The sequence below is a fragment of the Halobacteriovoraceae bacterium genome, assembly GCA_020635115.1.
Classification (GTDB): Bacteria; Bdellovibrionota; Bacteriovoracia; order Bacteriovoracales; family Bacteriovoracaceae; genus JACKAK01.
This window is the reverse complement of record JACKAK010000003.1, coordinates 374,271-386,446: the sequence shown is the minus strand read 5'-3', so window position 1 is coordinate 386,446 and position 12,176 is coordinate 374,271. Positions and strand designations below refer to the sequence as shown.

The following is a 12,176-nucleotide window of genomic DNA, read 5'->3' as shown; positions in this document are numbered from 1 at the left end:
TTGTAGTGGAGAGAGTACAGATGAGTGATAAAAAGTACGATAAAATTCAAGTCGGTGGAGAGATGATTGATACCGCCGACAATGATGAAATCATGGCCATCCTTGAAGAAATGGAAGATCAACAAGAGGCAGTAAGACTTCTGAGAAATCTGAATGATCTTTCTAGAGAGCTTGGAACTCTCATTTTCAATGTTGATCCAAATCTGAAAAACAGCGAATGGAAAAGTAAATGTGATCAACTTCGAATGAAAATTGATGATCTTGTCATCTACATAAAGAGTTTGGACAAATAAATATATTGTATAGCTAAGAGTAAATATGAACAATATTGTCTAAATTTTAAGGCCTGTCTTGTCTTCCAGTCCTAGTAATTGAGTTAAATCCATGTTAGAAAAACTTGAAAAAATTGGGGGGAGGAATGCTCAAGATAGTTCTATTTATCAGTCTTTTTACGAATCTATTTGCAAAAGAATTTAAAGTTTTTAAAGGTACTTTTGAAGAACATATTTGGCCAGAAGATGAGCATTTCGAGAATAAGCAGCAATGGATTTTCAAATTTCATGATGAGAACAATCAAGTCTATTTTTTTAATTTTGAAGGGCAAAGTGATTCTTTTAAAAAGTTTGGATTTTTTGCTCAAAAAATGAATCTAAATATAGAATTTGCCGCTTTTTTTGAAGATCAACTCATAGGCAAAGTTGCGTACTTTAATAATAATTTGTCTCTGCCTGAATATATCAAAAATGACCTATTTTCACCGATTCAATCCGATGAGCAAGTGTCGAGTTCTTTCTACGAAACACTTTTCACAAAAGAGGGGAATCCATTTATTGTAAAAAAATCAAAATTGAATAAGAGAAACCCACTTGATTTTCCCCTTAGAAAAGTAGGCAAAAATATAATTACAGTACATGGAGAAATTCTTCCATTGGTTGAAACAGGAATTGTAGATGAAATTTATTATATTATCGATAAAACAACTGAAAATAAAAGATTATACTATCTCGACATGAAAGACTTCCCTCCTCACCTGTACGAATATTTGATCAATATGAGCAGTATTTCAGAACCTGTTACTCTAGATGTCCTCGCAATTAAAAATCAGGGGCAAGCTGAATATGAAAGCTATGATGTTCAAAAAATTGTAACTTATCAATACAAATTATCTGAGTTAAAGGAATTACAAGGAAGAGTATACTTTTTCCCTGAGAGTACAATATTTAAAACGATAGGAGATATACCAAGGACTTACTCTATCAATGTAACATTGAGAAATTCATCCAAAGCATATTTTCATGGAAAGGAGATAACAGTTCGTGGTAGAACTTTAGAACTGGCCGGAGAATCAAAATTATTTTTAGAAAAAATTGTAACGAAGAGACCTACCAAGTTTATCGCGACTGGAGTGTTGAGATTTGAAAGAAAAAATGAAAACTATGAGCAAGATAGATTTGACAATATTAGATTTGATCCTGTCCTTAATCAGATAATCATTTCACAACCTACTCCGTTTGTGTATTATTTAGATCTACCAAATGGACATCACTATCCACTTTTCACTTTTAATAAGGGTCTTAAGTTTTTAGTTGGTAAAAATATCACAATGGAAGTTTATTCACTCGAAGATCAAGTCATTCCATTAAAAATTTTAAAAATTAATGGAAAAAATTCTGAAATCAAAACTAACCCATTCAAGGAAATATCTTTGGAGGGTCAATATATACACACCAGAAATGAACTTCCAGAGATAAAACTAACAATTGATAAGAGTGGAAATTGGTCATATATTGGCGACGACCATTTTCCACATTTTTTTTCTTATGCATCAACTATAACAGGAAATAAAATACAACAAATTCATTCAATTGATGGAACTACATTTGTGTTAGAAACTCAATTGGATTCAGATTATAATTATTATGACGGGCCAGTTATTCAATTACCATTTACTTACCCCCATACCTGTGAAAATACTTTATTAGGACCTACCGGACTTAAACTTATTGAACTAAATTCTAAATGATTTCTTTCTGAAAAATATTCCTTAGTTAAATTCGTATCTTTTCAACGATGACAAAATCATTTCGCAGCTTATTTGCTTTTAGCCAGTTTTCAGTAACACAAGCATGTCCTCCCTTACCCCATCCTGATCCCCATGAATTGGCAATCATTAAGCAATAGTTTCCCTCAGTTGAATGCATAGATGAAGGAAGCGACATATGTCCAACAATTAGCATTGCATGCCCAGCTGCATGATTATCTAAATTAACACGATCAGAATTCTTATGAATGCCAACAATTCCATCGTTATCGTAAAATTGTGGAGTAAGTTTCATCCCTCCAATGACGGGTTTATTTTTGTTGAGTGCATCTAGTACTTGAGACATAGTTTTTGCATATGAGTAATCTACAACTTTAACAATCCCTTGATCACGGCAACCATTTTCCAGAGGAATTTGAGTTTGATTACCTTCCTTCGGAAAAATATTATAACTGCAGGAACTTTCCGTTGGGATATCTAATCCTGGAGAATTTTGAGAATGTTTAAAACCACTAACGACCCAAGATCCGTAGCTATTACATTTCCTTGATTGACATTCAGGCTTTGACGCCCAATAAAAATATTGTTCAGACAAATCTGCCTGTTTTCCATTTTGGGCCATCAAAATTTCAATTGCACGTACAGCTGCAAAAGAAGCACACGTCGGACGTCGACCTTGATTTCTGATGGGAACATTAAAAGCAGAATCAATTATTTTAAAATTTTTAGGGTTAGTCTGTTTAACTTTTACTTTTTCTGTACTTCCTTCTTTGACTAGTTTTTTCTTTTGAACTTTAGATTTTATTTTTTCAACAGAGACTGTGTATGAGTTTTGATCATTCAAAAAACTTTGTAGTTTTTTCTTACTTTCTTCAAAAGTTTTTTGAGCGTTTTCTGTAGTTTTTTCATTTGCAAAAGTATCTTCTGGTACCAGACCATCAACATAATCAGCAATTTTATCCAGATACTCCTGCCTCGCGGCCTTCCATTTAGCATAAGTTTTTTGAACTTGGTTTTTCCATTGTTTTAGTTGTTTTCGGTTGTGAATCTTAAGATCTTTCATGGACATATTTTTTAGATCAAGCTTTTCCATCTGTGGCACAGAATTATTTTCATCTTTTGATTGCAATTGCTGAATTTTTTCACGATTTAATCTCTTCAACCTCTCAACTGCACTTTCTCCCTGTGTTTTGTTTTTAGTTTTAACTTCTTTTTTAATTTCAACTTCTTCTTCATAATTTTCATATTGTGGAGCATGTTCAATAATTTTTTCGACTTCATTTTCTGACACCCATTCGCTCATACCAGCATCTTTGCGAATTGCATTTAAAATAAGCAGACCTTCTGGAGTGACAGTTTCATTTTTTTGTTTAATGGGCCCTAAAGTTCCTGCTCTCAGTGAAATACTTAACAGGGAAAGAAGGATGATTAAGCAAGAATTCATATACAGGTTCTCCTAAGTTTTCTATGATAGGAACTTCTTAATCATAAAGCAGTTAAACCATGAAGAAAATACTCATCATTCGCTTTTCTAGTTTTGGAGACATTGTGCAGGGCACTTATGTCCTCCCTTTTTTGAAAAATACTTATGAAAATTGCCAGATTCACTGGATTACCAAAAATGAATTTGCTTATCTTTTAGAAAATAATCCCAAAATTGATAAGGTTGTTTTGTTTGACAAAAAAAATGGGATACTTGGACTGCTTAAACTGGCGATTAATTTAAGAAAAGAACATTATGACCTAGTATATGATGCTCATTGTAATATCCGTTCTAAAATATTAAAAACAACTCTATGTTTCTTTTCACAAACTAAACTTATTACAAGAACTAAAGACAGATTAAAGCGAATTCTGTTATTTAAATTTGGTAAAAATTTATTTCCCTGGCCCTACAAAGGAGCTCTTTCCTATCTTAAACCATTATCGGATCATCTTCCGATTAGTGGGAGCTATGAGATTTGGGACCTATCCAAACAAAGTGATCAGTTTTTAAAAGCAAAATTTCAAGAATTGAAAAAAGGCACATACATTGTTCTTGCACCTTCAGCAGCTTGGGAAATGAAAAGATGGCCAGCAGAGCATTGGAAGCAACTCATTGCTCAAATAATCCACAACTCTTCTGTAACTATTGTTTTAATCGGTGGACCAAATGACACTTTCATAGAAGATCTTGTTTTAGATCAAAATCGGGTGATAAATTTAGCAGGTAAAACTACACTTTTTGAAAGTTGTCTCATTGCAATTGGAGCAAAAATGTTGGTGTCCGCTGACACCGGTATTATGCATGTTGCAGATCTATGTGGTATTAAGGGTATCGCACTTATTGGGCCCACGGCCTTTGGTTTTCCGACAAATGATAATATAAAAGTTATGGACGTAGAGCTTATATGCAGGCCATGTTCAAAAGATGGACGTGGACGATGTTCTCAAGCTATTTATCAAAAATGTATGGTTGATATATTACCTGAATCAGTATTGAGAGAGATCAGTAATTAAACTCTGCAAAACTGCAATCTTAATCAACTAGAAAACTTCAGCTTATAGGCACCTGTTTTTACATCGATGACTACTTTCTGCCTCGTCTGTGTGGCAATATACTTTGAGTCAGTTGTAAAAAAATTATTTCTAATCTATTGAAATTACTAAATTTCATCAGTCTCCTTGGCCATGATTTTGGCCAAATCTTGAGCTCCTTTATAATGTAGAAAAACAGCACGTTGGTACAATGAAAATATTTAACTTACACATATTCATCCTTCTTCTATTCGTTTCCTGTAAAGGTGGAGGAGGAGGAGCTTCTGCACCAGTTATTGATATTCCTTCTGTACCTGTTGATATTAAAAATGAGTTAGATGAACTAGCAAATAACACTGGTGGAAACACAATCTCTCAAAGTAAATTTCAGCTATCTATCAATGCACAAAATATTGTATATGGAGACGTCCTCATAAACTTGAATTCAGGTTTAGAATTTCTGTCCTTTTCTATGCAAGAGTCTAAAAGTTTTGCTCACGAATTTCAAAAAGATGACAACTTTGAACTTTCAATATCATCTCAAAATGGGCCAGTGAGTTGCTCTCTTTCAACTTTATCTGGCACATTTAATTCAAGTGATATTACTGTCGATTTAATATGCCCACTTCCATCAGTTATTCGTCTCAATTCGAATAAAGATTCTTCTTTTGTTGGCGATACAATTTCAGTTGGTATTGAAGGGGAAATCTCTGGAATTTGGTATGACTTCTCATCATATGCTCCCATTTCATTAGATTCACAAACCATTGCACTGTTTGAATCTGGAGTCTTATCTTTGCTTGCAGAGGGAAATCTCCAATTGAATGCAGAATTTAATGGTTTAGTAGATATTAAAACAATTAATATACGTGCTCCACAAACTCTCTCAATTGAATCAGGCCTTTCAGAGTTTGATATACAAGTTGGTCAATCTATCACAGTTGATTTTTTTGCCAATTATGAAGATGGACAAAGAGTACTTATCACTTCTGGACTTACTTCGACTATAAGTGATTTGGCCATTCTTAGTGGCCAAGGAACATATACTGGAGAAAGTGAGGGTAAAGCTACCATTACAGCAACCTTTGAAGGCGTATCAACTTCAATACAGGCCAACGTTGTAGCTGAACTTCCCACACATTTAGAAATTTCACCATTTATGATGAATGCAAATATCTCTGAAGAAGTAGATTTTAAGGTGATGGCCATCTTTAAAGATGGAAGATCTGAAGATTATACAGCTCAATCTAATTTATCTATCAGTGATTCAACTCTGGGCACTCTATCTGGAAAGCATTTAGCATTTATACAAGGTGGGGACCTTATTGTTTCAGCTCAATATAAAAATATAACTCAAACCTTACCGATAAAAATTAATTCATCACAAGTTAGTTCCTTGTCCATACAAACAAGCTCTTCATCGTTACCAGTTGGTTTTGATATGGATGTTAAAGTGATTGCGGAATATGAAGATGGTACGCAACAAGATATTACTGCACTGGTTGAAATAAATGTTTCAGATAACTCTCTAGCAACTTTAGAAAATTCAAAGTTAACCTCTTTAGGCGAAGGGACAATAACTTTGAGTGCAAGTTTCAATACTCAGAGTTCTCAAAAAGATTTACAAATGACTAATGAAAGTTTGCAAAATTTGAGTATTTCACCATCATCTGCCTTTTTAGGGAAAGATCTTTCTAAAAAATTTACGGCCTTTGCTACATTTGATGGAGGGAGTGTGATTGATATTTCACAAAAAGTGAACTGGAGTGTGGAAGATAGTACTCTGGCCACAATTGATAATTTGGGAAATGTTCAAAATATCAATAATGATACCAGTTTTGTGAAAAAAGAAGTTTACGCTATTTATTCTGGGTTCAATGCCATAAGTAGTATAATGATTAGTAATTCTATGCTGACTCAAATTGTCGTTACCCCAAACTCCGGAACATTGGCAGTTGGTGATCAGCTTCAGATGAAGGCCTATGGTGTTTTTGAAGATGGTGGAACCTATGAGATGACTGACAACGTGAGTTGGTCTTCATTACAACCAGCGATTGGTTTAATAGAAACACAAGGCATTTACAATGGGAGATTAAATGCACTTAGCTCCGGAGTTGTAGATGTTGAAGCTGTGTTAAATGGTTTTAAAGATTCAGTAAAATTAAACGTAGAAGACGGAGGCATTTCACAATTAGCAGAGGCCGGACTTGGTTTAAGTGCAGAATTTTTTAGTGGGACAAATTATCTTGATCCCAGCTCATCGGTTGGATCAAGAATTGATGCAGAGATTGATTTTAATTGGGATAAAGGGGATGCACCACTCGGAGTTGGAGATTATTTTTCTGTACGCTGGTCAGGACAAATTCTTAGTCCTGTTTCTGAAGATATTACCTTTCATGTACGCTCAGATGATGGACTTAGACTTTTTATTGATGGAAATTTAATAATAGATCAATGGAACACCCACTCACCACGTTGGGATAAGGGAGTTGTGACTTTAGAGGCCGGTAAAAAATACGATGTCACTATTGAGTATTTCGAGGCCTCGGGACGTGCAATTATAGATTTTGAATGGGAGTCTATAAGTATAACGCGTCAAAATGTTCCTCAATCGAACCTTTTCCCGTTTTAAATAATATTTAATTAATTTATTCTTGTCAGTATGAATCCATTTTTGTTTACTGTGTTTGTCTCTAAAAGGAGTGATCTGATACGAAGTCTTAAATCTATTCTTCTTTTTTTTATATTGATACAAAGTTTAAGTGCACAGGTTTATCCGAAATTTTTATATTTAGTGGCCCAAAAAGAGACGAGAAAACATTCTCAAATTGTTAAAAATTTAACATACATTAAAAAGAATTCTCCATCCAAAGGGTCAAAGCCTTGGGTGGAGATGAATTGAAAGATGACTTCAATTGGATTTTTGAAAAAAATCAGATTGAATCTCTAGAAAAAGGTTACAGAGGATTTGTCTCTATCACAGTATCAACATTTTATAATGAAGGTGGTAGAAGAATTATCCTGAATGATAAATCTCTCGAAATTGATTTTTTTTACTTTGAAGATAATTTGAACACAGAAGTAAATTTGTGTGAAAATAAATTAAAGTAAACTATTTATATGTCAAAATAAAAGCATATATGTAGGCAAGTTCTTTCAAGTAATCGTATCTTCCAGCTGCCCCTGCATGTCCTTTTTCCATTTCAGTTTTTAAAAGTATATAGTTTGGACTAGTATTGAATTCCCTTAATTTCGCTACCCACTTAGCAGCTTCCCAATAACCGACTCTTGTATCATGGAGACCTGAAACTGCCAGAATATGAGGGTAATTTTGAGATTTGATATTTTCGTAGGGAGCATATGATTTCATATAATTAAAATACTCTTTATCATTTGGATTTCCCCACTCTTCATATTCATTGGTCGTTAGAGGAAGTTTATCATCAAGCATTGTATTGAGAGAATCGACAAAAGGTACTTGCGCTACTGCTGATGAAAAGAGATCTGGTCTCATATTTAAAACAGCACCAATCAGTAACCCTCCGGCGGAACCTCCATGAATTGAGATTTTCTTTTTTGAGCTATATTTTTCTTGGATTAAAAACTCAGCACAACTTATGAAATCTTTGAAGGTATTTATTTTATTGAGTAATTTCCCTTGCATGTACCAATTCATGCCTAATGTCGACGATCCTCTAGCATGGCAAGTGGCAGAGACAACTTCTCTGTCAACTAATGAAAATAGTGAGATCCGAAATCCTGGATCAATATTCGCTCCATACGATGAATAACCATAGAGACTAAGAAAATTCATACTGTTTTGTTGCAAGGATTTTAATGCCACCATTGTAATTGGAATTAATTTTCCATCATGAGAGGGGGCCCATAATCTTTTTACTTGGTATAAAGATTTGTCATAATGAGGAACATCTTTGGTTTTTAAAACTGTTTTTTCTAATGTTTCAAAATCAATATCAATAACTGAGTAAGGGGTGATTGGAGACTCATAGTAGAAACGAAATTTGGAAGCAGTAAAGATATGATTTTCGGCCATAGATATTGAATAAATTTCATCTGGAAATTCTACAATCTTTTCATTACCAGTTTTTTTGTTTCTTATACTTAGGTACTGTTGGCCATTTTCTCTGAATATGATGGCCAGATGTGTTTTAAAGACCGAGATGTTGACAATATATTGATCTGGATTATGTGCTCTTAACACGGTCCAATCTTTTTCATCTGCACATTTTTTAGAGCAGGTATAAATAGCGAAGTTTTCGCCATCCTTATTTGAAAGGATGTAAAGTTGTTCATTACTCTCAAAAGGAAAATAGCGGTGGTCCTTGCGTCGATGATTGATGAGTGAAATATTATCATTCAAATCCATAATATGATATTCAGTTTGTAAATAGCTTTCAGATCCAATGAAATACTTGTCTTCAAAAATTGATTTTTCAATATAGACATAATACTTTTCATCCTTGTCTTCATAGATAAGTTTTTCATTTCCAGTGTTTAAATCGTATTTAAAAATTTGATAAGGACGTTTTGAGTGATCTTCTTTCAAGTAATAAATCGTTTGGTCATCATTTCCCCAAACAAAAGAACCAAAAATATTTTTAAGTTTTGTTTCAATTGTTTTTCCGGTTTTGATATTTTTGATATAAAGATCATATGTTTCGCTACCCGTATAATCTACGGTATAAGCGACAAGATTTTGAGAGGGTGAAATTTCTCGCCTTTTAACACTAAAGCCTTGTGATCCTTTGGCCAGTTTATTGTAGTCTAGAATTAATTCTATATTGTTATTTTTGTCTTTTCGGTAATAGGAGCGATGTTGCTCTCCATCTAAAATTGAATGGTAATAAAAATAATCTTTGTATTGATAGGGGTAGCTTTCATCTGATTCTTTTAAACGAGATTTCATTTCACTAAAAATTCGTTCCCTTAATGACAGAGTTTTTTCCATCATTTTTGAAGTATAATGATTCTCGGCATTAAGATAATCGATAATTTCTGAAGGGTGGTTTTTTGTAGTATGTTTCAGCCACGCGTAATTATCAATAAATTCTTGTCCATGGATTTTAGTTTGATGAATGTGTTTAGGTGCTGTTGGTGGAGCAAAACTCATTTTATCTGAACAAGAAGCTATAAAAATGACTCCAAATAAAATCCTCAAAATTATTATTTTCATCCAGCTAACCTTACCTTATATTGTATTTATGAAATTGTTTATCATTCTACTCATAATTGGGAGTGGTGTAAATCGAGAAGGAAGCTAATATGGAAACCTGTCCTTGCGGGAGCAAAAAAGAATATCAAAATTGTTGTGAACCGATAATTAACGGCACTCAATTAGCAAAAACAGCTGAGGCCTGTATGAGATCCCGATATACAGCGTTTGTAAAAGGTGAAATAGATCATATTAAAAATACATTTGATCCAAATTCCCAAAATGAGTTTGATAGTGAAGAAACTAAAAATTGGTCAAGCAAATCGCAATGGCAAGGACTAGACATTTTAAACGTTATTGATGGGATGGAAAAAGATGAAACAGGGCAAGTTGAATTTATTGCTCGCTATAAAATAAGTGGACTAGAACAACAACACCACGAACTGTCTGAGTTTAAAAAAATTGACGACAAATGGTATTTCATTGATGGCAAAGAAATAAAATCTCCATTCAAAAGATCTCAACCCAAAGTAGGTAGAAATGATCCTTGTCCCTGTGGATCGGGCAAAAAATTTAAAAAGTGCTGTGGTTAGAAATATTCAGTATATTTTAGATAGAACTGATTACCATATGTTCCAAACTCACTCTTATAGGTAAGATCTTTATTTTGCTTATCTCCTAAACCAAAAAGTATTCCCGCATCTAAATTAATTTCTTCTGAAAGTGACACTTGCCAGTTAAAAGCAAAAAGATTAGATCCATCATCAATGTTTTGTGTAGAGGATACACTCATCACATGTAATGCCGAAACTTGATAGGTTAAAATCAAACTTCCATAATTTTGAGCTAAATAGAAATTATTCGCTTTCACCACAGAAAATTGATTTAATATATTTATATAATCTTCTGCATTTTTACTACCAGATCCATTATAGTGATACTCTACAACTGTATAAAGATCTGAGTTTAATTGATACTCAAGACCTAAAGTATATCTCTGATAACTTTTTTCAGTTTCAGGGTTTGTGATGAAGCTTTCAAAATAAATATTGGCCCCATTCCAATTTGAGAGCAAATCTAATCCAAAGCTAAAAGCGTTGTAATGATAACTAAAAATAGGTCTTATCTCTATTCCACTATAGGAAAATAAGCTTTTGAAATAATATGCACTTTTATCGCTCATCAAGTTTTCACCAAAAACAACACCAATATCTATTTCAGAATTTATTCCTAAACTTTTCCTAAGACGAATAGCATCTACTCCGCTTCTTTCTTCTGTATTAATTGCATAAGGAGCAAAAGGGGCCAGAAAATCTGAGGGATTAATTATTTTAGCACTTCCAAAACTAATTTGCTGTCTTCCAATTGATAAATCAAAGCCACTAAAAGAATAATTTAATACAAGTCGATCTAGAAGCATGAATAGATAATATGAATCTTTACCGTCTTGATATTTAATGATTCGAGTATCTGGAGAATCTATTCTAAAGGGAACATTTTCTTCTGAAAAATCTTGAGCTAAATAGGCCAAATGTGTTAACTGATAAATTTGATTAATCTCAAAACCGGACTCAAATTGTAATTTATTCCATTCACTAAAAAAGTTAAATCGATTGATATGTTGATAACTGTACCTTCCTATTGATCGATTAGTTGAATCTACTCCTGGTGTTAATAAACTGAATTGGCCTATAGAATAACCTCTCCATTCTACTGAAAAAGATGATTGACTAAATAAACTTATAAATAAACTAAGAGCGAATAATATCACTTTGTATAACCCCATCATGAAGAGTAATTAATCTCTTTGCTCGGTCCATTATTTTTTGATCGTGTGTAGAAAAAACAAACGTAGTTTTAGATTCCTCGTTAAGTTTCATCATCATTTCAATAAGGTCGCCCCCTGTCTTTGAATCTAGGTTCGCTGTTGGTTCATCAGCTAAAATAATATCTGGCCGGGCCACTATTGCTCTGGCCACAGCAACCCGCTGTTGTTGGCCACCTGAGAGTTGAGAAGGTAATCGGTCCTCTTTGCCTGCAATTCCTACTTCTTCCAACACTTGTTTTACTCTTTGTGATTTTTCAACCTCACTGACTCCTTGCAGGGTCATAATATATTCTACATTTTCTTTGACTGTAAGCACTGGAATTAAATTATAGGATTGGAAAATAAAACCAATATGATCCCTTCTAAATTGAGAGAGATCATGGCCACTCATTTGATTGATATGTTGTCCTTTTAAAATAACTTCCCCTGTACTTGGATTATCCAGACCACTCATTATATTTAGCAACGTTGACTTTCCCGAACCAGATGGGCCTACAATTGCTGTAAATTCTCCATTGCCTATGGAAAGATTGATATTACCTAAAGCTTGTACGTGCGTATTATCATTATCACCATATTCTTTCGAAACATTTTTGATTTCAAATATTATACTCATA

General features: G+C 33.5%; 10 protein-coding genes. 6 read left to right on the top strand and 4 right to left on the bottom strand.

What is annotated here, in order from left to right; genetic code table 11:
• The first annotated feature begins 20 nt into the window (after positions 1-20).
• Positions 21-293 (top strand): hypothetical protein, encoded by a 273-nt coding sequence (locus H6622_06280; protein ID MCB9061109.1) that lies wholly within the window; start codon positions 21-23, stop codon positions 291-293.
• Positions 294-418: 125 nt separating this feature from the next.
• On the top strand, positions 419-2,023 hold the full coding sequence (locus H6622_06275; GenBank protein MCB9061108.1) for a hypothetical protein: 1,605 nt from the start codon (positions 419-421) through the stop codon (positions 2,021-2,023).
• Positions 2,024-2,048: 25 nt separating this feature from the next.
• On the opposite strand, the gene H6622_06270 is transcribed toward H6622_06275, so the two are convergent.
• The gene (locus H6622_06270) at positions 2,049-3,485 is read right to left on the bottom strand and encodes a C1 family peptidase (GenBank protein MCB9061107.1); all 1,437 of its coding nucleotides are present in this window, start codon (positions 3,483-3,485) and stop codon (positions 2,049-2,051) included.
• A gap of 59 nt (positions 3,486-3,544) precedes the next feature.
• Here H6622_06270 and H6622_06265 point away from each other — a divergent pair, with 59 nt between their 5' ends.
• From H6622_06265 to H6622_06255, 3 genes are all read left to right on the top strand, one after another.
• Entirely contained in the window at positions 3,545-4,540 is a 996-nt protein-coding gene (locus H6622_06265; GenBank protein MCB9061106.1) for a glycosyltransferase family 9 protein, read from the top strand.
• A 229-nt stretch (positions 4,541-4,769) separates the two neighbouring features.
• Positions 4,770-7,190 carry an Ig-like domain-containing protein gene (locus H6622_06260; GenBank protein ID MCB9061105.1) on the top strand — a complete coding sequence of 807 codons (2,421 nt, stop codon included), beginning with the start codon at positions 4,770-4,772 and terminating at the stop codon, positions 7,188-7,190.
• A 266-nt stretch (positions 7,191-7,456) separates the two neighbouring features.
• Entirely contained in the window at positions 7,457-7,669 is a 213-nt protein-coding gene (locus tag H6622_06255) for a hypothetical protein (protein MCB9061104.1), read from the top strand.
• A 1-nt stretch (position 7,670) separates the two neighbouring features.
• Here the strand turns inward: H6622_06255 and H6622_06250 are convergent, their stop codons facing one another.
• The gene (locus H6622_06250; GenBank protein MCB9061103.1) at positions 7,671-9,752 is read right to left on the bottom strand and encodes a S9 family peptidase; all 2,082 of its coding nucleotides are present in this window, start codon (positions 9,750-9,752) and stop codon (positions 7,671-7,673) included.
• Positions 9,753-9,841: 89 nt separating this feature from the next.
• Here H6622_06250 and H6622_06245 point away from each other — a divergent pair, with 89 nt between their 5' ends.
• Complete coding sequence (locus H6622_06245; GenBank protein ID MCB9061102.1) at positions 9,842-10,324, top strand: YchJ family protein; 483 nt, start codon at positions 9,842-9,844, stop codon at positions 10,322-10,324.
• On the opposite strand, the gene H6622_06240 is transcribed toward H6622_06245, so the two are convergent.
• Both H6622_06240 and H6622_06235 read right to left on the bottom strand, forming a co-directional pair.
• Complete coding sequence (locus tag H6622_06240) at positions 10,321-11,502, bottom strand: hypothetical protein (protein ID MCB9061101.1); 1,182 nt, start codon at positions 11,500-11,502, stop codon at positions 10,321-10,323. The two genes, H6622_06245 and H6622_06240, sit on opposite strands and share 4 nt — an antisense overlap.
• Positions 11,483-12,175 (bottom strand): ABC transporter ATP-binding protein, encoded by a 693-nt coding sequence (locus H6622_06235; GenBank protein ID MCB9061100.1) that lies wholly within the window; start codon positions 12,173-12,175, stop codon positions 11,483-11,485. The genes H6622_06240 and H6622_06235 overlap by 20 nt, the downstream gene beginning before the upstream one ends.
• Position 12,176 lies beyond the last annotated feature (1 nt).